Origin of the sequence: Vibrio sp. YIC-376 (genome assembly GCF_052353105.1) — a bacterium.
In the GTDB taxonomy this organism is placed as follows: Bacteria; Pseudomonadota; Gammaproteobacteria; order Enterobacterales; family Vibrionaceae; genus Vibrio.
The window spans coordinates 379,915-404,387 of record NZ_JBBWFK010000003.1 but is presented as its reverse complement, the minus strand read 5'-3'; the positions used below and the strand labels follow the sequence as shown (position 1 = coordinate 404,387).

The window sequence follows — 24,473 nt, the reverse complement described above, 5'->3', positions numbered from 1 at the left end:
ATGAACGTATTAGTGACAGGGGGATGTGGTTACATTGGTAGCCATGCTTGTGTTGCTTTGGCCAAAGCAGGGCATCAACCGATAGTGCTCGACAATTTCAGTAACAGTAATCCTAGAGTTGTTGTTCGTATAGAAAAGTTGATTGAACAGCCGTTAATTGTTTATCAGGGTGACATTCGCGATCGCCAGGCGCTTGATTGCATTTTTGAGCAGCATGATATCGATGCCGTGATGCATTTCGCCGGGTTAAAAGCGGTGGGTGAATCGGTGGCTAAACCTCTTGAATATTACGATAACAACGTCGTAGGCACGCTAAATTTACTCGCTGCGATGCGAGCCTCGAAGGTTCATCGGTTGATTTTTAGCTCGTCAGCAACAGTTTATGGCGATCCTCTGAGTGTCCCTATTGCAGAAACCGCTGCTACTGGATCCACGACAAATCCTTATGGGACCAGTAAGCATATGGTTGAACGCTGCTTAAGTGACTTTTCAGCCGCCAATCCTGATTGGAGTATCACTCTGTTACGTTATTTCAATCCTATCGGTGCTCATCCTAGTGGTTTGATTGGAGAAGACCCAACAGGCATTCCCAATAACCTAATGCCATTTATTACCCAAGTGGCGATTGGACGTCGAGACACCCTGTCTATTTTCGGTAACGATTATCCAACGACGGATGGTACAGGCGTACGTGACTACATTCATGTGCAAGATTTGGTAGAAGGCCACGTGGCAGCACTGGAAGTACGTGGTCACATCAGCGGATTGCATGTCTATAACCTAGGAACGGGTAACGGTGTCAGCGTATTAGATATGGTGGCTGCGATGAATAAGGTGCTGGGTAGGGAGTTGCCAGTGCGCATTGAACCAAGGAGAGCGGGTGATATTGCTCAGTGCTTTGCCCAAGTGGATAAGGCTGAGCGAGAGCTTGGTTGGACAGCGAATCACGATTTAATGGATATGGTTGAGCACAGTTGGAACTGGCAACAGCGCAATCCAAATGGTTACCAATTTTAATCTTAAAGGAAACATAATGTCTCAATCATTTGATGTTGCAGAGCATCCTCATCGTCGTTTTAATCCCCTTATTGGCGAGTGGGTGTTGGTGTCGCCTCATCGCGCAAAAAGACCGTGGCAGGGACAACAAGAAACACTCAATATTGAAAGTCAGCCAAGTTATGACGATACCTGCTTTTTGTGTCCAACAAATACGCGAATCAGTGGTGATGTGAATCCGGATTACCGAGGCACTTTCGTTTTTAAGAACGACTTTGCTGCCCTTACCGAGCAAACCCCTGATTCACTAGTGAGTGATGATCCTCTTTTTCAACTTCATAGCGCAAAAGGGGAGAGCCGTGTGATCTGCTTCTCGCCGGATCACAGTCGCACCTTACCAGAATTGAGTCTGGAAGAAATCGGACAGGTGATTACCACTTGGATGGAACAGACAAAAGAACTTAGCCAGCGTTACCCTTGGGTACAGGTGTTTGAAAATAAGGGTGAAAGCATGGGGTGCTCGCAACCTCATCCGCATGGTCAAATTTGGGCAAACAGCTTTGTCCCGACCTTAGTCACAAAAAAAGACCAACATCAGCAGCGCTATTTTGCTCGATACCATAGTCCTCTACTACTGGATTATGTACAGCGTGAAGTGGCTTCTGGCGAGCGTATTGTTGTCGAAAGTGATTATTGGGTGGCATTGGTTCCTTACTGGGCGGCTTGGCCATTCGAAACTTTGGTGTTGCCAAAAATTAAGCTAAGTCGACTGACTGATATGACTCAAGAGATCCAGGCTGATCTTTCTAAGACCATTAAGTTGTTAACCACCAAGTACGACAATCTTTTTCAGTGCTCTTTCCCTTACTCAATGGGCTGGCATGGCGCACCGTTTATCGGAGGTAATCCAGACGCTTATTGGCAAGTTCATGCGAGCTTTTTACCACCTCTACTGCGCAGTGCCACGGTACGAAAATTCATGGTGGGATATGAAATGCTAGCCGAGAGTCAGCGCGACTTAACGCCTGAGCAAGCGGCTGAACGCTTACGCAGTGCCTCAGACATTCACTACAAGCAAGGATAGTTTAGCGGTTGGATTGCTCAACTATTCATCACAATAAAAATCCGATATTCATTTTATATTGAAATTACATGTTAAAAATGAAATGCCGTTTTTAAAAGTGATGAGGCGATGTGTTTATGATGATATGGCACTGTAAATTATAGAAATATTATTAAGTATAACCCTAACTTTGCATTACAAAGGTTTTAAGAGATTTTCGGCATGAGTGAAACGATAACTTTGCGTACGTTGCCAAGTACGCTGGACGAAAAAAAAGTGGTGAACCATCTATCTACGGTGGTAGAAGCGATTAAGCGCAATATTCCTAAAATTGGTGAGCGTAATCCAAAAATAGGTACTGCTGAGCACCAATGGGATTACTGCGGCCAGTTTGATTGGGTCTCGTCTTTTTGGACAGGAGAATTATGGCTCTGTTATCAAATGACAGCCGATCAGCAGTTTAAAAACAGTGCGAAGATGCGCAAACAATATTTTGCCGACATGCTGCTTGATCCCTTCTGGTTAGATCACGACCTAGGTTTCCAATACAGTTTAAGTTGCGTGGCCGATTACAAATTGACTGGCGATGAAGAGTCCAAAATGATGGCAATTCGTGCCGCAGATCACCTGATTCATCGTTTCAGAAAGATTGGTGGTTACATTGTTGCGTGGAATGACACTCATCCTCTTGGCCCTGAAATTACGCAAGGCAAATCGATTATCGATTCGCTGCAAAATACGGCGTTACTATTTTGGGCGTCAAAAGTGACAGGTTCTCCGGTTTATGCGCAAGCGGCAACTCGACACAGTGAGACTTTAGCGAAGCATATTGTGCGTGAGGATTATTCAACGTATCACTCATTTAACTTCCATCCCGTAACACAACAGCCGATCAAAGGTGAGACGTTCCAAGGTTTCGCGGATGATTCCTGTTGGGCTCGCGGACAGTCATGGGCCATTCATGGTTTCGCCCAAACTTATCTGTATACACAAGACGAGAAATTCCTAACGCTAGCGAAGAAACTAGCCCGCTACGCAGTAGAGCAAATCACAGACGATGGCGTTCCAGTTTGGGATTACTCTCTACCAAGTGAAGAGATTCAGTATAAAGATAGTTCTGCAGGCGCGATTACTGCAGCGGGGTTACTGTTGATTTCGCAGTGTATTCAAGACCCACAAGAAGCGAAGCAGTACCGAGATTGGGGTAACTTCTTACTACAAGGTCTGATGAATAGTTGTGATTTAACGGGCGATGAATCTGCCCTTGGTTTGCTTGCGCATGGTGCTTCGTTTGTCAAAGTTGGCCTGTGCGACAACATGTTGCCATACGGCGATTACTACTATCTAGAAGCGTTGATGCGCGCAAACGGATATCAGAACTTCTTCTGGTAAGCGCACTCGATTATCCATTCAGGGGGAAAAAAGCCCCCTGCCTCTCCCAACTTTTTGGAGCCTATCATGACCCAAGTTGCCTCTCGTAAAGGTCATATGACCCTGCCTGTCGAAGAAGGGCAGGAAGAAGTAGTACTGGATTTATACCAGCGTTGGCAAGCGGATGCACTCCGCGACAGCGATGGTACAACCATGCCAGATTCATTAGCAGAGCAAGACAGTGACATCTATTCGGTGATGTGCCTTGTTCGTGCCGATCAGGAATACGCCAATCAGCATCCAGAGTGCTTACATCGTAAATATCTGATGTCTTTCCCTGTGACGGCGATGAGTGATCGCGTTGAGATTTACCCGCTCAATGGTTACAGCAAAGACAAATATGAGCTGGATGACGACAGCGATCCCAAGCTTTGGTGGGAAGTTAGAAACCGCACCTTGAACGAAGTGATTCCAACTGACAAGTGGGAATTTGATGCGGAACATCAGCGTATTGAACTCTTTGATGCGATCCCTTATCACGAGTACACCATTACCTTTATGGCACGCCAGGTTTGGGACAGCGTCTCAATGTATAACGCGCTGACCAACGATTGGAAAGGTCCTCGAATCAAGAGTCTCGACCCATATCATCCAGAATGTCGTGCACATTTGTTAAACCATTTTGCGCACTGGTTAGAAACGCATCCGAATACCACCGTGGTTCGATTCACTACGTTTGCATTTTTATTTGTCATCGATACTGGTGAAAAAAACCAAGACATTTACCGAGATTGGACTGGTTATGGCGAAACCGTAAGTCCGCGAGCGTTAGAAGATTTTGAAAAACGTTTTGGCTATAAGTTGTCCCCAGAGGATTTCGTCGATGCCGGTTATTACAACGGTACTTATAAAGTGCCATCGAAACACTATCAAGACTGGATGACCTTTGTCCAAGAGTTCGTTGTGGAGTTTGCTGCAGAGCTCGTTAACATGGCTCATCAAGCAGGCAAAAAAACGGCGATGTTCCAGGGCGACCACTGGATTGGGACGGAACCGTTCCTTGAGAGTTATCAAAAGATTGGTATCGATATCAATGTCGGCGCGGTAGAAGATGGCGTAGCACTGCGTCGTTTAACCGATTCAGGCGGTGATCAGATTCGCGAAGCGCGTTTTTACCCTTACTTCTTCCCGGATGTATTCCGTGAGGGGAATGATCCTGTGGTTGAGTCTATGTCTAACTGGACCAAGATTCGCCGTGCGATGTTGCAAAAGCCGTTAGATCGCATTGGCTATGGCGGCTACTTGTCACTTGCGAACCAGTTCCCGCACTTTATTGACCATGTTACAGAAATTTCACGTCAGTTCGGTGATTATCTCGATTACACTCAACGCAGTGAATCGAAAAAAGTGGCAGGAAAAGTAGCGGTATTGAGCGCATGGGGCGCTGCTCGTAGCTGGCTGCAAAATCAGGCACGAGACCAGCGTTTTTATGTACCGCCACGTCCTGATGTGATGGAGCTGGTAGGTAACAATATACTTGAGTGCTTATCTGGACTGCCATTTGACGTTGAATTTATCAGCTTTGATGACATTGCAGAAAAAGGCATCGACTCTGAGATCAAAGTCATCATCAACACGGGTGATGCGAATTCAGCATGGAGTGGTGGTGAGTGTTGGGATGACCCTAAAGTCATCGTTGCGTTGCGTCAGTTTGTTGCCGAAGGTGGTGGTTTACTGGGTGTGTCCGACCCTTCTGCATGGCAGAAAAATGGCCGTTATTTCCAGCTTGGCGATGTATTTGGATTAGAGAAAGAAACCTCTCTGACGATGGGACGCGTCGCCATGCCACTGCAAATCGCGGAAAACCATTACTTAAGTCAGTTCATTAAGGGTGACGAGGACTTCGGTAACCCAAGCTATGTGTATCCACAAGCGGATGACTTGACGGTATTGGCAGCGCAAGGACAACATCTGGCGTTAACGGCGCGCGGATACGGAGCTGGCCGAGCTGTGTATCTGGGTAACTTGCCATTTAGTATGGAAAACGCTCGTTTGCTACAACACATTCTGTTGTGGCTGATTCAGCAGGATGATCTTTCTCATGCATGGCTGTCGAATAACCCGTATGTAGATGTCGCTTTTTATCCAGAGACCAACAAAGCCACAGCAGTGAACTTCACCAATCAAGCTCAGCAGGTGACTGTATTCAATACGCAGGGTGAACCACAGCAATTGGCTTTACAGCCGTATGAGTGGTGTTGGTTCGATAACTAATGAAGTCAAAGAAGGTGTGAGAGCACCTTCTTTTTTATTTTCTGACAGTGAACGAGGTTGACTGTTGCATCCCCCGTTTTTAGCTTAATTAAGGAGTTACGTGCATCATGGATTCACAACAATTGATGCAGATTCGACGTAAGGTGTCACAAACAATTGTTGAACAGCAATTGTCTCTTCAAACACAGCAGGTCTGGCAACAGCAAATAGCGCAGTGGCAAGCCACTTTCTCTCCTCATTCCGGTTGGCCAGATATCCATTTGGCGGATGCTGTGCACGATGGACAAGTCATACACACTTATTTGCAGCGCGTGCTGGTTCTCGCTTGCCAATATAATCATCAGCGTTGTTTAAAGGCTCGTTCTATTGCAGAGCAGGCTTTGGAGTATTGGTATCAAAGCAATCTAACGAACTGGAACTGGTGGTGGAATCAAATCGGTAAGCAACGATTTCAGGGGCCAATCGCGTTGTTGTTCAATGACGGGTTTAGTCAGGCGTTAAGGAAAAAACTGATAGAAGATCTGCCCAATAAAGTTTCGATGACAGGCGCTAATCGCGTCGATCTTGCCAATGGAGTGGCATATCGTGGATTGTTAGAAAGCGATGAAACCCTCTTTGCCAAGGCGATAAAAGCGATAGCAGAAACGATCGCTATTACTCAGGAAGAGGGAATACAGGTTGATTTCTCTTATCACCAGCATGGGCCGCAATTACAAAATGGGGGATACGGGGAGTCATTTCTCAATGTCGCACTACCCTGGGCCTATGTTTGTGCGGAGACTCGGTTCCGTTTTTCATCAGAGCAACAACGTTTGTTATTGGATTACTATCTACAAGGCTCGGTGTGGATGACCCGGACAGGACGCTGGGACTACAACGCCTGCGGCCGGGCTATCGCCAAACCTGATTTGGAAAAACCTCACTGCCGAATAATGCTGATGACTCAAGCTAAGATGCTGCTTGCTTTGTTCCCTGATTATCGCCTTCAGCTTCAAAGCCATCTCGAGCATCTTCAGGGGCATGAATATCCTTTTGCTGGGTTTAAGCACTTCTGGCGTTCTGACTACTCAGTTATGGCCAATAACAAATTCGCGGTGTCTGTGAAAGCCAACTCTCGTCGCATCAAACCGATTGAAACTGGCAATCAGGAGAACCTTCTGGGTTTTTGGTTGGGGTTTGGCAGTATGAATATTAGTGTGACAGGTAGCGAGTACCACGATATCTATTCTTATTGGGACTGGGCTAAGATTCCGGGCGTGACGTGTCCACAAATTGCCATGCCTGCACATGAATGGGGACAAATCGAGCAACAAACTGATTGGACTGGTGGTGTCAGCAATGGCCGTTGGGGGATCTCCAGTTTCGAGTTAGATGTGAAGCAAACCCAAGGACTGAAATCCTGGTTCTTTTATGATGGGGCGATTGTTGCTCTCGGTACTGGCATTTGTTCTGAGCACCCACAACCGGTCATGACCACCATTAACCAGTGTCACCACTATTTCCCTGTCTGTGTAAATGGTGCAGATCTGAAAGTGGAGTCTACGATAGTTAAAGCCAAAAATTGGCTTCATCATGCCAACGTAGGTTATGTTCTCGGTGATGTGAATGCTCACTTACATACTCATATTCAACACGGCTGTTGGCAGCGAATAAATGCTCACTTAAATGAGGAAACAATGAGTGGAAGGGTGTTTAGCTTGTCGATTGACCATGGCCTCCAACCCCAAAATGCCTGTTATGAATATACACTTTTACCTGGAGCTTCATTGTCGGAGACAAAACGGTATGTGGCTCAGCCTTATATTAAGGTATTGGCTAACAGTCCGGTACTTCAGGCGGTGGTTTATCGGGACAATATTGGCTGTGTTTTTCGCAGAGCGGGCCATATTGAAATACCGGGAACCGATACAGAAAGGGGGTATACTCTTGAGGTCGACACGCCGTGTTTATTGCTTTGTGAGAGAAAATATACGGGCTTTCAGTTGGCAATCTCTACGCCAGGAAGAGGGGAGAGAATCAAGTTAGTGATGAATCGAAAAGGCAAGAGCCATCACATGGAGATTGAGACTTTAGATCATCCTGATCGCCTGGGAGAAAGCTTCGTTTTCCACTTAAATATTGATTAATTTTATCCAACTCGCAGGTTGCTGGCTAAATAAAACTGAGGGTTTCACTGTTAGTTAGTACTTCCTACCTTCAAGTGATGGGAGCAATTCAAACCCATATAGAAAGACTCTCTTTGAAAGTGTAGAAGCGGTCGCGATGCTAAATATCAAGTGCGAGCTGGAGCACGAAATTGGGTCGCAGAGCGGATAACCCGTGTGAAGTGATGCTGCGAGGGATATATTGAGTTTCATAGACATAATTTTGGATCATTGCTATGCGCAGTATTTGGTTAATCTCGGCGTTACTGCTGTCAGGTTGCGCGGTTACCCCTCATTCCACTCCGATTCAGGATGATGCCAACTGGCATGTTGAACAGCTTTCGAATGGAATGAAATACCATATCTACCCGACACAAGATCAAGAGATCTCAGTCCGTATGGTGATGAACATTGGGTCGTTTCAGGAGCAAGCCGACCAAAAAGGCTATGCGCACTTTGTCGAGCATATGGCTTTTAATGGCAGCAACCATTTTTCTGGTAACGAAGTGATTAAATTGTTTGAACAGTCCGGCGGAAGTTTTGGGGCGGATATCAACGCGTTCACTACCTATCAGCAAACGGGGTACAAATTAGATCTCGCGAACCAAAGTAAATTGCAAGAAGCGTTAATCTGGATGCGGGACATTGGGGATGGTTTGACGTTTTCGCCTGCCCAAGTCGAAAAAGAAAAAGGCGTAATCTTAGGGGAATGGCGACGCACAAATCCGGATGATAAGCCTTTTGCTCTCAATGCTTATCAAGCTTCAATTGAAGGCACACCTTATGGGAAGCATGATCCAATTGGTACACGAGACTCGATTGAAAATGCGACATCAACAGGGCTCAAAAGCTTTTATGAAAAGTGGTATCAGCCACAATATGCTGAATTGATCATTGCAGGCAATGTGGATGTCGACTCGCTCTCGAAAATAATTAACAAGACGTTTTCCAGTTGGGACAGTACGTCTGACGACGTGGTCAAAAAGCGTCGCGATATTCGGGTGAACACCAAAAACGAAATCTTACCTAGTAACTCCATTGAGTCACCAAGTTTGCATCTTGTCATTGAGCGGGGATCTATCGGTCGTCAAACCATAGAGCAGCAACATTTGGAATGGCTGGATGAAGTGGCAGGACAATTAATCCAGCAACGTTTGATTGCGAATCTTAACGACGCTGCAGTTCCGTTTCAGTACGCGTATGCCCAGCCATACTATTCTAACTATCACCGTATGATGTCTGCTGGTATCTCGTTTGCGCCAGAGCGACGTGAACAGATGCACACACTGTTTATCAGCACGTTATCTTCGCTGCGTGATTATGGTGTTACCCAAACGGAATTAGACAGCATCATGGCGAACTGGCAAGGTGAATTGGCGAATCTGGACTCCGACTGGAGTAAACGCAAACCAAACAGCTATGCAGAATCACGGGTATTTCAGTTAGAGCAAAACAGCGCCGGCCAGTCAAAAGAGAGTTACGCACAGAGTTTGGCCTCATTTCTCGACATTACCACTTTAGACCGTATAAATGCTCAACTTGCAGAGCTCTTGTCCCAAGCGCCGAGTTTTTCTATTGGCATGGGTAAAAGTGAAACGCGCACCCAGTTTGCCGGTGCTTTTTCAGCGTTGAACTCGGCTTATTTCCAGCCGGGACAAAAGCCTTCTGCTTTGGACTCTGAGTCACAGGGCTATATTGCGTCTGATGGATTCCTTCAGCCAGTTGAGGAAGGCAGCATTATAAGCTCGCGCAAAGAGTCTGGAGGTTTTGAGGTCTACACGCTTTCCAATGGTGTAGACGTGTGGTTCCAACAAGATCATAAAGCCGGAGGCCGGGCTTACCTGTATTTTGCCAGCCAAGGAGGCAAAGCCGCACTGGATAAATCGCTATATCCGGCGTTTGAAATCGCTACGATGGCAACAGTAAGAAGCGGGTTAGGGGCGTTTTCAGGGGCGGAGCTGGATGGTTACTTACGCGCAAATAACATTGCTCTTGTCCCAATGCTGGATACCACTAGTCACGGCGTCAAAATGACCACGCAAAAAACGCGTTTAGAAAATGCATTGAATGCAATGTATAACCTCGCTACAGAGATAAAAGTCGATGAACGCCAACTGGCTGCGGTGAAGCAAGAGTTTAAACAGCAACGTCGTGCCTTTTTTGAATCACCGACGGGTAAGTTGATTCAGGAAGCGAACGTCAACGCTTATCAGCCTGATAGTCGTCACCGCATCTTAGGCAGTAACGGAGTTGATAATGTAACACCGGAACAGATACTGGCTGTTCACAACCGTTTATTTAAGTTCAATGATGGTTTCAAAATGGTGATTGTAGCCGATGTGGAGCCAGAGCAACTTACGCCACTTTTACGCAAGTATGTTGCGTCTATCGAAATGAGCCCCGGCGAGCCAATTGATTACCATGTGGCATTGAACCCAGATGCTCCGAGTCGCTCCGTCATGACAGACGGCCACGAACCGTCTTCACTTTACTTACAGCGATTGACCAACGCCAACGATGATGCCCAAAGTGGGAGGGATACCATGATAGTCGATATCCTGCAGCGTATCAGTACGGCACGCATTCTGGACCAATTACGTGAAGAGTTGAGTCTGGATTACAACCCGAGTATTTACCCGATGATACAAGATCGTGAGCGAGTTTCGGATTGGATCTTTGAATCCCAGGTAAATCCAAAAGATGTGGCAATGATGGACCGTCAGCTCAATACAATTTTTGATCACTTGGCAGAAAACATTACTCAAGAAGAGGTCGATATTGCGGCGCAACAATTGATGGTCGCCATGCAGGGAATGGAAGATAAGCCGAGCCAAAGAGCTTGGGCTTATGGCCGCTATCTGGTGCATGATTACGGCTTAGATGTCTTGCTGAACGTTGAAAAATCGGCCAGAAGTGTCACTCTGGAAGAAGTTCAGTCTCGCGCACGCTCGGTATTTGGGCCGCGAGCAAAACGTACGACGATCATTCTAAATCCACTTTAATGTGTAGTGGCTTAGTCATAAGGTCTAAATTGGAAACCTAGGCAAGCGATCTTTGACTAGGGATGACGTTTATCGAGTTGATACTTCCTCACCAGAGCAAGTTTTTCTCGATAGGCGTCGATCAGCTCTGGTTTTGTTTTCCCTTCATTGTGATAGAAAAGTGCTCCCTGTTCGCGGAGGAAGTCATAATGATCGTTTATCATCTCAAGAACGGTGTCCACACGTTTTAACGTGCTTGTCGTGCAGCTCTTGCCATCAATGTCATCCTCAATATCCAGAACATGAGAACGGAACATCTCAACAATAAACAATTTCTCTAGCTGCTGCTCGCTCTGCAAGGCAGCCTGATATTTGAAAAGTTGTCCTTCTTTAGCATGGATGACAGCTTCACTTGCCTTGTTTTTGCGTAGCCACTCACACTGTTCGAAGAGGATTTTCAGAGCTTCGTGCTTTACGTTTTTAAACACTGCCAATGACTCTTTCTGAGAGCAATTATGTTCTAACAACCATCCAGAAAGGAATCGGGTTTCGAAGCGCTCACAGAATTGAAAGATAGGTGCGTTAAGACTGTCGCTATTGAGCTCTGTTAACGGATCGAATGGGTACATGTAGCCGAAGTCGAACAACCACAGTTTGTAGTCATCATCCACGAGCAAGTTTCCGGCGCATAAATCCCATTCGAACAGGCCAATTTTTTCGCAGGCGGACAAGGTAGAAAATAGTTGGTAAAGCAATGAAGAGGAAACGGAACTAACTGGCTTGCCTTCAATCCATTTGGACAGAATGATACCTAAGCGGTAATCCGCGTAGACCGTCGGAACAATACAGGCGAAGTCGTGGGATTTGTCGGGACAATCTTTCTGTTTTTGCAAATCAGAGCGACGTTGCACTTCATTGAGAAACGAAAGCTGGCCATTGATGTTTTTGACCTTTGCCTCTGGGCGCTTCTTCTTTAGCGTGTAGTCTTTCCCGTCAAACCGAACCCGAAACACCTCAGCCGTCAGCCCACTTTGAAAAGCTTCGATCACATAAGGAGACTCACTCGTCGTTAATGCCAGTTGTTGCGGAGATATCGGGCAATCGGCGATATTCCCGACGATGAGATTTTCCCCGCTCTGTTCAAATTGAAGCTGCTGATTTTGGCGTTGGTCCATATTGAAATCCATCTTTTTATACATTGGTTATTTTATCAATAGCAAATTGTTGTGAATCCTCCTTAATTCATAAAGATAAGGCTGAGTTTCAAGGCGTACGATTGCCTGTAGTATTTTTCTGGCCTGCTTGTCGTATCGTTCTTAAATAATGGCTAAAGAGATAAAGGATTGAAAACTGCTTTTAGACCTATGTTAGCTTGAGGGTAAATGATATTCACTTTCAGAAAGATACATATCTCTTTAAGGAGAACTTTATGAGTAAAGATAACCATTCTGCAGGGAAGTGCCCAGTGATGCATGGCGGTATGACATCAATGGGTTCTACTGTTATGGATTGGTGGCCGAATGCTCTAAATCTGGACATTCTTCATCAGCACGATAAAAAAACGAACCCACTGGGAGAAAACTTCAACTATCGTGAAGCGTTGAAAGCGCTTGATGTAGAAGTGTTGAAAAATGATCTCAAAGCACTGATGACAGATAGCCAAGAGTGGTGGCCAGCCGACTGGGGTCACTACGGTGGTTTGATGATTCGTATGGCGTGGCACTCGGCAGGTAGTTATCGTACTGCTGATGGTCGAGGCGGTGCGTCTACCGGTAACCTGCGCTTTGCTCCTCTAAACTCCTGGCCTGATAACGGTAATCTGGATAAAGCACGCCGCTTACTGTGGCCAATCAAGAAAAAATACGGCAATAAAATCAGCTGGGCTGACTTAATGATTCTGGCCGGTAATATGGCGTACGAATCAATGGGTCTGAAAACCTTTGGTTTTGCTTTCGGTCGTGAAGACATCTGGCATCCCGAAAAAGACACGTACTGGGGGGCGGAGAAAGAGTGGTTAGCTCCGTCAGGTGGCGAAGGTAGCCGTTACTCTGGTGATCGTGATCTTGAGAACCCTCTGGCTGCAGTGATGATGGGCTTGATTTACGTTAATCCAGAAGGTGTCGATGGCAATCCAGATCCGCTAAAAACAGCAGCAGATATGCGCGTCACCTTTGCTCGCATGGCGATGAATGATGAAGAGACTGTTGCGTTAACCGCTGGTGGTCATACCGTGGGTAAAGCGCATGGTAACGGTGATGCGGCAGAACTGGGTCCAGAGCCAGAAGCCGCTGATATCGAAGAGCAAGGTCTTGGCTGGAATAACCATAAGTCTCGTGGAATCGGTCGTGATACTGTGACCAGTGGGATTGAAGGTGCTTGGACAACGCACCCAACACAATGGGATAACGGCTTCTTCAAAATGCTGCTGGAGCACGAATGGAAGCTGACAAAGAGCCCAGCAGGTGCTTGGCAATATGAGCCAGTAGAAATTGCAGAAGAAGATAAGCCTGTCGACGTAGAAGATCCTTCAATCCGTTACAACCCAATGATGACGGACGCTGATATGGCGCTAAAAGTAGACCCTGAATACCGTAAGATTTCAGAGCGTTTCTACCAAGATCCGGCTTATTTTAACGAAGTATTCGCTCGCGCATGGTTCAAACTTACTCACCGTGATTTAGGGCCTAAGTCTCGCTACGTTGGTCCTGATGTTCCGGCTGAAGACTTAATCTGGCAAGATCCTATTCCAACGGGCACCACTGGATACGATGTAGCAGCAGTGAAAGCTAAGATTGCTGCGGCTGGTCTAGGTATTTCTGATTTGGTTGCTACGGCATGGGATAGCGCTCGTACATTCCGTCGTTCTGATCTTCGTGGCGGCGCAAATGGTGGGCGAATCCGTTTGGCTCCTCAAAATGCTTGGGAAGGTAACGAACCAGAACGCCTAGAGCGAGTACTGGCTGAACTTACCAAATTGGCTGAAGAATTTGGTATCAGCGTTGCAGACACCATTGTTCTGGGTGGTAGCGTCGGTATTGAACAAGCAGTGAAAGCAGCAGGCTTCGACTTTGAGGTGCCATTTTCGGCTGGCCGTGGTGATGCGACAGCAGAGCAAACTGACGCGGAGTCATTCGACGTACTTGAGCCGCTAGCTGATGGTTTCCGTAACTGGCAGAAGACGCACTACATCGTTACGCCGGAAGAGATGTTACTGGACCGCGCGCAACTACTTGGTTTAACAGCACCAGAAATGACGGTTCTTATCGGTGGTATGCGTGTACTCGGCACGAACTATGGTGGTAGCAAACACGGGGTATTCACTGACCGAATTGGTGTATTAACGAATGACTTCTTCGTCAATCTAACCGACATGGCTTACACTTGGAAACCAACAGGCCGCAACTCTTATGATATTTGTGATCGTAAAACTGGCGAAGTGAAGTACACCGCAACACGTGCTGATCTGGTGTTTGGTTCAAACTCTATCTTGCGTTCTTACGCTGAGGTTTATGCTCAGGATGATAACCAAGAGAAGTTTGTGAAAGACTTCATCACTGCCTGGACGAAAGTGATGAACGCTGACAGATTCGACCTAGTTTAACTATCTAAATAAACTCTCGTACATGCTCTGAGCTAACCAGTGTGTGTTCAAAAAACCAGCAGCTAATCTGCTGGTTTTTTTTCTTTTTGTATATACATGGCAGATATTTTCTACCCGTATAAAGTTGCTTGAATGGAAATCGTAACGGCAGATAAGTATCGCTTAATCTTACCTTGAATCCTCTTACTGAGTAATTGGTAACGTTCCCTTTTTATTCTTGGTGACGGAAGTGTAAAAGTGTATCTATGTATAAAAAACCATCGAATTTGATTTATAATTTATTTATTGTCATGGAAATGACAATTTTTAGTTAATAAATTAAATGGTTAGAAAGGATGCATAAATTTATCTTAAGAAATTTATTGTAACCGGATCCACATCAGTTTCAGTAAGGCCTTGTTAGGTACGCCAATTCATAAATAAAAGCTCACTGATGCCTGGCTATTGTCAGAGTTTTATATGCTTATGGTTGTTGTCCTTGAAATGTCATTTTCTGTTGTTATGATTTTTCGCGTGGACAGAAAAGGCTTGTCCACCGCCAGTTAATCATATCTCCTTTGCGGGCGGTTGCTTGACTGACAAAGGCAAAACCTCCGAAAGGGGGTGACGCAAAGTCTCCGATCTAACGGAAATTTCCTATGATAGCGGGACCGCCAGTTTTGTATGCCGACTAATTAAATTTATTCGTATCGCAATACCAAGTTTTTGCTTTGATGTTCTCGTTCACGGACATATCCAGTCGTTTTTAACGGTGATTTGGAAGTGAAGGGTTAAGTTTTACCTGCTTTCGGGAACGTTACCGAAGATTTCGATATTTTGAGACTGTATAGAATGGATTTTGACGTTGTTAGTTCGTGACATTTCTGAGGGTTAACCACTTCTAGAACATGGATATTTGAAATTATTTATTATCAAAGGTAAGTAAAATGCGTTCTAAAAAATTTAAAGCGGGAGTTCCTATTTTAGGGATGTTAATGGGTACAGCAACGGCAGGAGTGAGCCAGTTCGCTTTTGCAAATCAGCTTCAACCGGGACCTGAGCCTACTGTACACACTCAAGAAGCCTTCGCACCAGAGAGTAACTTCACAGCTAAGTGGACCAGAGCTGATGCTCGCCAACTCAAGCGTATGTCTGACCCAATGGCAGGATCGCGTGAGAACTCAATGCCACAAGAGTACACGATGCCGAATGTACCGCAGGATTTTCCTGACATGTCCAATGAACAGGTCTGGGTATGGGACTCATGGCCACTAACTGACGCGGACGCTAACCAATACAGTATTAACGGGCAGGAGGTTATTTTTTCTCTTGTTGCGGATCGCAGTCTCGGATTTGATGATCGCCACGTCTTTGCGAAGATCGGCTACTTCTATCGTCCTGCGGGCATTCCAGCGGAAGAGCGCCCTGAAAACGGCGGCTGGACTTATGGTGGGCTTGTTTTTGATGAAGGCGTCACCGGACAAATTTTTGAGGACCAGTCATACAGTCATCAGACTCAGTGGTCTGGCTCTGCTCGAATTTTTCCGGGTGGTGAGGTCAAGCTTTTCTTTACTGATGTGGCGTTCTATCGTGACTCAGAGGGCAATGACATCAAGCCATATGATCCACGTATTGCACTCAGTGTAGGTAAGATACACGCGAATAAAAATGGCGTGAAGTTCACTGGATTCGATAAGGTGATTAATCTTCTGGAAGCAGACGGTACATACTACCAGACGGCTGAACAGAACCCTTACTTTAACTTCCGTGACCCATTCACCTTTGAAGATCCTGCTCACCCAGGTGAAACCTTTATGGTCTTTGAGGGTAACTCAGCCATGGAAAGGGGCTCGGCGAAGTGTACCGAGGAAGATCTGGGGTATCAGGATGGTGACCCTTATGCTGAAACGGTGAGAGAAGTGAATGCATCGGGAGCGACTTTCCAGATCGGTAATGTTGGTTTAGCGCGAGCGACGAATGATGATCTTACTGAGTGGGAGTTTTTACCACCGATCCTTTCGGCAAACTGTGTTACTGACCAGACCGAACGTCCTCAAATCTATCAGAAAGATGGTAAATACTACCTATTCACTATCAGCCACAGTACGACTTTTGCAAATGGTATTACTGGTCCTGAAGGGGTGTATGGCTTTGTAGGCGATGGTATCCGTAGTGATTACCAGCCACTGAACCAAGGATCAGGGTTAGTGCTTGGTAACCCAACGAACCTGAACTTCTACCCAGGAACACCTTACGATCCAGACTATAACCAGCCAGCAGGCCACTTCCAGTCTTATTCACACTATGTGATGCCTGATGGGTTGATTCAATCATTCATCGATACTGTCGGAGTTAAAGAAAACTTCCGACGCGGGGGCACTTTGGCACCAACGGTGAAAGTCCTGATTAATGGAGACACATCAGAGGTCGATTACTCTTACGGAACGGATGGATTGGGTGGTTGGGCAGATATCCCGGCAAATTTAAACGTTAATCCGAGCGGCGTGATCGAGAAAACACTCAAATAGAGTTCGTGAAGTTCTACGTTTCATAAATCAGAGGGGCGGGTATTCCGCCCCTCTATGATAATAAGAAGGATTATGCGCTTTAAATTGAAATCACTGACGAACATAAGAGCTGTCACTGCTGCCTGCGTTTTAGTTGCTTTGTTTACTGTCAGCCACTCACCTTCTGGTGATGAACTGGCGTCTGCAAGCTTGTCACCGTTTACTCGTCCTACAGAGTGGTCACCTTATCGACCGGCGATACATATTACCCCCAACAGACACTGGATGAACGATCCTCAGCGTCCTTTATTTATCGATGGTATCTGGCATTTCTACTATCTCTATAACGCGGACTACCCAAATGGGAACGGGACTGCGTGGTATCACATGACATCAAAAGACCTCGTCCACTGGCAGGAACATGGTGTGGCTATCCACAAATATAAAAACGGCCTTGGCGATATTCAAACTGGTAGCGCCGTAGTTGACGCCAACAATACGGCTGGCTTTGGTACCGGAGCGGTTATTGCTATTGCGACTCAGCAACACGAAGGTGTACAGCGTCAGTCACTCTTTGTTTCAACCGATGGTGGGTACCACTTTAAAGAGTATGACGATAACCCAATCATGGATAACCCAGGGGCTGAACATTGGCGGGATCCAAAGGTCATTTGGGATAAAGAGCACAGTCAATGGCTCATGGCGCTTGCTGAGGGGAACAAAATCGGCTTTTATTCGTCCCCAGATTTGAAGCACTGGACGCATCAATCCGACTTCCAACGTGATGACCTCGGTCTTCTAGAGTGTCCTGATCTTTTTCCACTCTCGCTTGATGGCGATCCTAGTGATATTCGATGGATACTTGCGTCCGGAGCGAATGGTTTTAGAAAAGGAAAAACGACGGGTACGGCTTATTGGATCGGAAGTTGGGATGGAAAACGCTTTATACCAGAAAGCGAAGAACCGCAGTGGCTTGATGCCGGTGCTGATTTCTATGCGATGGTATCGTGGGAAGATCCCAACTCAGGGGCTAAACAGCGTCTCGAATCTCGCTACGTGATTGGCTGGCTCAACAATTGGGGCTATGCCAACCAGTTGCCAACTAAAGCATGGCATGGCGCCGCTGATTCTATTGTTCGTCAAATAAAACTGCATTCTGTAGGCGGAAAACCAGTCCTTTTTTCCCAGCCGATTGAGGCAATAGCCGGACTTGAAGGTGAAGCTTATACTCGCTCGACACTCGAAGTATTAGAGTCATCGGGGACAGATTTCCCTAAGCCGACATCTGACGCTTACCGCCTTAACGTCGACCTTGACGTGCACTCCGATGCTAGCGAGTTCCAATTGCATCTCAAGGGAAAGGATGGTCATTACGCCATCGTTGGATATAACTTCGAAGACAAAACCGTGTTTATCAGACGTGATAGGGATGCAATAGCAAGCTTGATGCCTGATTTATACCGTGAGGAACGTAAAGCGGTAGTTCGTGCACGCGACGGTGTCGTAAAACTAGACATCATTGTCGATACGCTCTCCGTAGAGGTCTTCGTTAACGATGGAGAGATATCACTTTCTAATCTGATATTTGGCGTTCAGGATACCAATGAGCTTACGGCGGTATCCGTTGGAGGCAACAGCGTACTCCATAACCTAAAACTTACGCCACTCAAGGTCGCACCGGTGCAACGTTACAGTGGTGAGGTATCGTCGAAATAAGTGTTTAATTTGGCAGGCTAAAAGGAGTGGTTACTTGCCATTGATTTCATCACTCTTGTCTTCAGAGTAACTAAAACATGCCTGCAATTAAGGCTAAAGCAAGAATGACAGCCAGCATAACCAGAAAAAACTTCATCATTAATCCAAGATCATTACTACCACCACGTGGGGGCTTATTACAGCAGCTCATGATGTGTCCTCTATATGACTGAGATAAGTAGCCATAAGGATAATGGTTACCCTTGGGGGAAGGTAAAGATCGCGCAGAGAATATTTCATCATAATAACAAAAAGGCTCATACTGCTGACTGCAATATGAGCCTCTTTATTTATCGATGACTTTTTGATTAAGCTACGGATTCAACTGAGCTTGTTTTGCCGCTTTTGACTTTCACCGCAATGATAACCGCGACAAGTACAGCGATTGGTACTAGTGGGTCGATGAAGGTACCACCTTGACCAAAAACTAAGTTCAGTAGCATAACAATTGATGCACCGACCGCCCATGCGACAGTTGACGATACAGTCCAAATCTTCAATTGATCCGCCAGTTCAGTGATACCTAGCGTACGGTTGATGATGTGGAAGTAAGAGTCATTCAGGTGAGAGAAGCCAACAGGGCCTACAGCACACGCTAGTGCAACGAAAATTGGGTCCAGACCTAGAGTTTCTACAAGAGGCAGAGTCATAGTTGCTGCCACCATCATAGAGGCTGTCGCAGAACCTTGAATCAGGCGAAGCATAGATGCAATTGCCAATGGAACTAGTAGTGGTGGAATACCGCTGCTTGCGATAGCTTCAGCAACCTGTGGACCAGCACCAGACGCTTTTAGTACTGCACCCATTGCGCCACCACAACCTGTTACTACAAGGATTAAGCCTGTTGTAGATAACGCATCATCCATTGAACCAACCATATCTTTACGGTCAATCTTACGAGTCAGACCATAAAGCGCCATTAGAACACCTAGACCAACCGCAACCACAGGGTTACCCAGCAGAGAAAGAACCACGTGTAGTGCTGAATCACCTTTGCCAACCAACGTGTTGATTAGGATAAGTGCGATAGGGATCAGGATAGGACCGAACGATAAGAAGTTACCAGGTAGTTCTTTGTCATTCGTCGCTTTTACTTTTTCAAGGTTTGCCCAATCTGCTTGAGTTGTGATCCAAGATTCACCATTTGGTACACGGTAGTATTCATTACCTACACGGCGAATATAAATCATAGATAGCAGCATCATCGGGACTGATACCATCAGACCCCAAAGCATGTATTCACCAAGGTCTACGCCAAGAATACCAGCAACAGCAACTGGGCCTGGTGTTGGCGGAACAAGTGCGTGAGTGATCAGCAGACCTAGAGCAAGCGTTACGCCTAAGCCAACCGCTGATTTACCCGTATCACGTGAAATTGCGCGGACAAGAGAGTGCAAAATGATGTACGCAGAGTCACAGAATACAGGGATTGCCACGAGTACGCCGGTGAAACCAAGCGCGAGATCCTCACGACCTTTGCCACAAAGTTTTACGAAGGTTTTCGCCATGCGAACCGCAGCGCCAGAGCGTTCAAAACACGCACCCATGATAACGCCAAATGCGATGATTAGGCCGATACCGCCCAGAACGCCGCCGAAGCCAGCTTTGATCGCGTCAATGAGCTCCGTTGGGGCCATTCCTGCAAACAGGCCCATGATGATACTGGCAATAACCATTGCGAGTGCTACTGGGATACGCGTTTTTACGATCATCCCCATCATGGCAACGATGCCAATCACAATTCCTATTAATGCTCCGTCCATTTTTGTTTCCTTTGTCTCGTGTGTAGGGTTTGTGCTAGTGGGCAATCAAGCGATACCCACAGCACTTATTGTTATTAATGACATTTAATCTAATTGATTAAATAGGCTTTATATTTCATCTAGCTTTGTTGAGCAAAGCGCTTGTTACATCTTCATCAGTTATAGGTACGGCTTGACCCAATCGAGTCCTTGCTCTGTGGTATTTCTTGGGTTGTATTCACAACCAATCCAACCTTGGTAACCTGAGTCATCTAGCACATTGAACAGGTGAGGGTAGTTCAGCTCTCCTTCTGAAGGTTCATGTCTTTCTGGTACTGAAGCGATTTGAATATGGCCCGTGTACGGCGCAACCTCACGGATAAGGGTGCTTAAATCACCATCCATAATTTGTGCGTGGTAAAGGTCCAGTTGCAGCTTCACATTTGGTCGGTCGACCTGCTTAATTAACTCAACCGCATCACGCTGATGAGCAATGAAATAGTTCGGAACATCGCGGCTATTCAAAGGTTCAAGCATCAGCTCAATGCCGTACTCGGCAAATTTGTCTGCGGCATAGCGAATGTTAGCGATAAAAGTTTCTACATGTTGCTCACGAGTAAATTGCTTATCAACGATGCCTGACATCGCGTGTACCTTTTTGCAATTCAGCTTGTCGGCATACATTAACGCTGTGTCTACACTGGCTTTAAACTCATCTTCGCGGCCAGGGATTGCAGCAAAGCCTTTTTCGCCAGCATCCCAGTCACCAGGAGGCATGTTGAACAGGGCTTGTTCGAAACCAAATTGCTGCATTTTGTCTGCCAGTTCCTGTGGCTCGTATGCGTAAGGGAAAAGGTATTCCACTGCTTTAAAACCAGCCTGGTGTGCTTTTTCAAAACGTTCCAGAAATGGTACTTCTGTAAACAACAGAGTGAGATTTGCTGCAAATTTAGCCATTATTTACCTCTCCCTTTTAGGTCTTGGACCTCTGCATCCGTTAGGTAACGAATTTTTTTGTCTTTAAGAATGAACGCCAGTTTCGCTGTTTCTTCGAGCTCTTCTGCATTATCCACCGCATCTTCAAAGTCAGTGCCGGTCACGACCGGGCCATGATTCGCCAGTAAGAATGCGCGGTAATCGCTTGCTCGTTGTGACAGTTCCTCTGCAATCTGTGGGTCGCCAGGGCGAAGGTAAGGGATAACGGGTAGTTCTCCGATACGCATAACATAATATGGAGTAAACGCTTTTATCGCGTTCTCACGATCCAACCCTTCCAGACAAGATAGCGCGGTTAAGTAAGTAGAGTGCAGGTGCACAATTGCATTGCACTCAGAGTTGTTGCGGTAAATTGCCAGATGGAAAGCCACTTCTTTTGAAGGCTTCTTACCTGAGATGTGATTCCCATCGATATCCACTACTGATAACTCTTCTGCCACAAGGCGGCCAAATGAAGAGCCGGTCGGTGTTGCCAGAAAGTGACCATTTTCTAGTTTTATCGAAAGGTTGCCCGCACCACCGGTGGCATAGCCGCGCTCAAACATAGAACGCGCCAGTGTTACCATTTGTTCCCGAAGCTCTTGCTCCGTCTTCGAATTGTTGCTCATTCGTACCTCACTCATGCAAAGAAGGACTGTGCTTTAGCGAAAAAGTTTTCATCGCCAAAGTTGCCAGATTTAAGTGCCAGAGAAAGTTCACCTTCTACCGACTTAACCCAAGGCACACCAGGTGCGATCTGAGGGCCAATGTGGAAGCCTTTCACTTTAAGGCTCTGAGTCACGACACCAGAGGTTTCACCGCCTGCAACAATGAAGTTCTTCACGCCATTTGATTGAAGCTTGATGGCTAATTTACTGAAGAACTGTTCCACAGCATGGCTTGAAGCCTGAGCGCCGTATTTCGATTGAATCTCTTTTAGCGTGCTCGCGTCTGCCGTTGCGTAGACTAAAGGAGCAAGCTCGCTTTCGATGTTTGTCATTACCCAATCAAATACGACATCCGAGTAATCCTCTTCTGTCAGGCACGTCTCAACATCGATTGCAAAGTGGGGTGCTTGCTGCTTGTAAACCGAAACTTGTTGATTGGTCATCACAGAGCACGAACCAGAAAATACGACCGTTGGTGCTTTCGCCGGTTTACCTTCTTGTTTGGCATTGCTCTGATCTTCGAGCTGTACAGCCCAGTTTTTAGCAAGCCCCGCTGCCAGACCTGAACCACCAGTAATAAGTTTTAGCGATTTAGCCGCTTGTCCCAGCGTAACCAGATGCTGGGCGTTGAACGCATCGACTACAGCGTAACGATGACCTTGCTCTTTGAGTTCAGTAAAACGCTGAGTGACGGCCTCTGCACCTTGTTCAATCGTTTGGAAGTTAACCAAGCCGGTTGTACCTTTTGATTGAGCATTCATCATGCGGATCAAGCTTGAATCAGTCATCGGTGTCACTGGATGATTGCGCATGCCTGAGTCACTTAGCAGTTCCTCGAACACAAATAAATGTCCGTTGTAAACCGTGCGACCATTTACTGGCAGAGCAGGGCAAACAATCGTGAAGTCTTCACCGAGCTCGGCTAGTAAAGCGTCGGTCACAGGACCGATATTGCCTTCAGATGTACTGTCAAACGTTGAGCAGTACTTGAAGTAGAACTGCTGACAGCCTTGTCCTTGCAGCCACTGAAGTGCAGCGACGGAGTCTTTGATTGCTTCATCGACAGGGCAAGAGCGAGACTTCAGACTGATCACAACCGCGTCTGCGTTTACGTCAATCTCTGTTGTTGGGATTCCGTTTAATTGCACAGTGCGCATGCCGTTTTCAACCAGAAAACCTGCAATGTCAGTTGCGCCTGTAAAGTCATCTGCGATAACGCCTAATAACATAATTACTTCTCCACCTTACTGCGCTTACTTATCTACGCCTGGCAACGTGATGCCATCAAAAATTTTAATTACCGCACTGTCGTCTTCCTGACCAAAACCTGCGTTGCTCGCGCTGACAAACATGTTCAGTGCTGCACTAGAAAGCGCCAGAGGAAACTTAAGATCTTTCGCTGTATCTGACACAAGGTTGAGATCCTTAACAAAGATGTCGACCATTGATTTTGGTGAGTAATCGCCATCAACCACATGCTTCATACGGTTCTCAAACATCCAAGAGTTACCTGCAGCGTTTGTTACCACATCGTACATAAGATCAAGAGGGATATTTGCGCGAGCTGCGAGAGCCATTGCTTCTGCACCGGCAGCAATGTGAACACCTGCTAACAGTTGGTGGATGATCTTCACCGTCGCGCCAAGACCAATCGCTTCACCGATGTTGTAAACTTTTGCTGCAGTTGCTTTGAGAACAGGATCAAGTGCATCAAATGTACTTTGAGCACCCGATGCCATGATGGTCATCTCACCTGCAGCCGCTTTCACTGCGCCACCAGATACTGGCGCGTCCAGCATGACCAGGTTGTGCTCTGCAAGTTTTGCTTCTATTTGCTTGGCAGCATCAGCAGAAATGGTTGCTGAGACCATGACTGGCGTGTTTGGTTTTAATGAAGCTGCAAGACCTGTCTTAAACAAAACGGTGTTTACTTGTTGTGCATTAACGACAAGGACCAGAACTGAATCCAGCTTGTCTGCAAACTCTACCGCATTCGTTGAAACCGCCTTTGCGCCAAATTCTGCTAGCTCTGCAAGAGCTTGAGGGTTTAAATCAAAACCGTAAACATCAAGGCCCGCACGCACACAAGATTTTGCTGCGCCCATACCCATTGAGCCTAAACCGATCACACCGACAGATTGAACTTCACTCATAGTAACAATGCCTTCTTGGTAAATATTGAACTGAATTTTGTTAATTCTTGTTTCGTTGTTGTGATTATATGTGAAGGTTAACATCTGGACTTCGTCCTAAGTCACATTTTTAACAAAAGTTAACATTTAAATGATATTTCTGTCGTTATAAGTGTTGAAATACCGTTGTTTTGAGTGAGTTCACATCTTTGGTATTGTGAAAGCAACATATGTTCACAGATATTCACAAGTTGAATAAAGCTTGGTAGGATCCAGAAAAACAAG

At 46.2% G+C, this 24,473-nt stretch carries 15 protein-coding genes and 1 riboswitch; of the genes, 9 read left to right on the top strand and 6 right to left on the bottom strand.

Translation table 11 applies throughout. The features are described from left to right. The 6 genes from galE to WJM94_RS08730 all read left to right on the top strand — a co-directional run bounded on the left by galE (position 1) and on the right by WJM94_RS08730 (position 10,850). Positions 1–1,017 (top strand): UDP-glucose 4-epimerase GalE, encoded by a 1,017-nt coding sequence (galE, locus tag WJM94_RS08755; RefSeq protein ID WP_444493866.1) that lies wholly within the window; start codon positions 1–3, stop codon positions 1,015–1,017. Positions 1,018–1,033: 16 nt separating this feature from the next. Further along, positions 1,034–2,080 carry a UDP-glucose--hexose-1-phosphate uridylyltransferase gene (locus WJM94_RS08750; RefSeq protein ID WP_444493865.1) on the top strand — a complete coding sequence of 349 codons (1,047 nt, stop codon included), beginning with the start codon at positions 1,034–1,036 and terminating at the stop codon, positions 2,078–2,080. Positions 2,081–2,281: 201 nt separating this feature from the next. Next, positions 2,282–3,451, top strand: coding sequence for a glycoside hydrolase family 88 protein (locus WJM94_RS08745; RefSeq protein ID WP_444493864.1), 1,170 nt, complete (start codon positions 2,282–2,284; stop codon positions 3,449–3,451). 66 nt (positions 3,452–3,517) lie between these two features. After that, entirely contained in the window at positions 3,518–5,704 is a 2,187-nt protein-coding gene (gnpA, locus tag WJM94_RS08740; protein WP_444493863.1) for a 1,3-beta-galactosyl-N-acetylhexosamine phosphorylase, read from the top strand. A gap of 107 nt (positions 5,705–5,811) precedes the next feature. Continuing rightward, positions 5,812–7,830: a polysaccharide lyase 8 family protein gene (locus WJM94_RS08735; protein WP_444493862.1), complete on the top strand. Its 2,019-nt coding sequence runs from the start codon at positions 5,812–5,814 to the stop codon at positions 7,828–7,830. A gap of 254 nt (positions 7,831–8,084) precedes the next feature. Beyond that, positions 8,085–10,850 (top strand): M16 family metallopeptidase, encoded by a 2,766-nt coding sequence (locus WJM94_RS08730; RefSeq protein WP_444493861.1) that lies wholly within the window; start codon positions 8,085–8,087, stop codon positions 10,848–10,850. Positions 10,851–10,906: 56 nt separating this feature from the next. Here WJM94_RS08730 and WJM94_RS08725 read toward each other — a convergent pair whose 3' ends face one another. Then, positions 10,907–12,004, bottom strand: a complete 1,098-nt coding sequence (locus WJM94_RS08725) for an AarF/UbiB family protein (RefSeq protein ID WP_444493860.1) — start codon at positions 12,002–12,004, stop codon at positions 10,907–10,909. A 254-nt stretch (positions 12,005–12,258) separates the two neighbouring features. Between WJM94_RS08725 and katG the strand changes: the two genes are divergently transcribed. From katG to WJM94_RS08710, 3 genes are all read left to right on the top strand, one after another. Then, on the top strand, positions 12,259–14,430 hold the full coding sequence (gene katG, locus WJM94_RS08720; RefSeq protein ID WP_444493859.1) for a catalase/peroxidase HPI: 2,172 nt from the start codon (positions 12,259–12,261) through the stop codon (positions 14,428–14,430). Positions 14,431–15,003: 573 nt separating this feature from the next. Continuing rightward, a riboswitch (cyclic di-GMP riboswitch) is annotated at positions 15,004–15,088 on the top strand. Positions 15,089–15,356: 268 nt separating this feature from the next. After that, entirely contained in the window at positions 15,357–16,937 is a 1,581-nt protein-coding gene (locus WJM94_RS08715) for a glycoside hydrolase family 68 protein (protein WP_444493858.1), read from the top strand. A 72-nt stretch (positions 16,938–17,009) separates the two neighbouring features. Continuing rightward, positions 17,010–18,632: a glycoside hydrolase family 32 protein gene (locus tag WJM94_RS08710; RefSeq protein WP_444493857.1), complete on the top strand. Its 1,623-nt coding sequence runs from the start codon at positions 17,010–17,012 to the stop codon at positions 18,630–18,632. A gap of 347 nt (positions 18,633–18,979) precedes the next feature. On the opposite strand, the gene WJM94_RS08705 is transcribed toward WJM94_RS08710, so the two are convergent. The 5 genes from WJM94_RS08705 to ltnD all read right to left on the bottom strand — a co-directional run bounded on the left by WJM94_RS08705 (position 18,980) and on the right by ltnD (position 24,209). Further along, positions 18,980–20,434 (bottom strand): GntP family permease, encoded by a 1,455-nt coding sequence (locus WJM94_RS08705; protein WP_444493856.1) that lies wholly within the window; start codon positions 20,432–20,434, stop codon positions 18,980–18,982. A gap of 159 nt (positions 20,435–20,593) precedes the next feature. Beyond that, on the bottom strand, positions 20,594–21,370 hold the full coding sequence (gene otnI, locus WJM94_RS08700) for a 2-oxo-tetronate isomerase (protein ID WP_444493855.1): 777 nt from the start codon (positions 21,368–21,370) through the stop codon (positions 20,594–20,596). After that, positions 21,370–22,017: a 3-oxo-tetronate 4-phosphate decarboxylase gene (gene otnC / locus WJM94_RS08695; protein WP_444493854.1), complete on the bottom strand. Its 648-nt coding sequence runs from the start codon at positions 22,015–22,017 to the stop codon at positions 21,370–21,372. The genes otnI and otnC overlap by 1 nt, the downstream gene beginning before the upstream one ends. 11 nt (positions 22,018–22,028) lie before the next feature. Next, positions 22,029–23,285 (bottom strand): 3-oxo-tetronate kinase, encoded by a 1,257-nt coding sequence (gene otnK, locus WJM94_RS08690; protein WP_444493853.1) that lies wholly within the window; start codon positions 23,283–23,285, stop codon positions 22,029–22,031. Positions 23,286–23,309: 24 nt separating this feature from the next. After that, a complete protein-coding gene (ltnD, locus tag WJM94_RS08685; protein ID WP_444493917.1) occupies positions 23,310–24,209 on the bottom strand; it encodes an L-threonate dehydrogenase in 900 nt (299 codons plus the stop codon). Positions 24,210–24,473 lie beyond the last annotated feature (264 nt).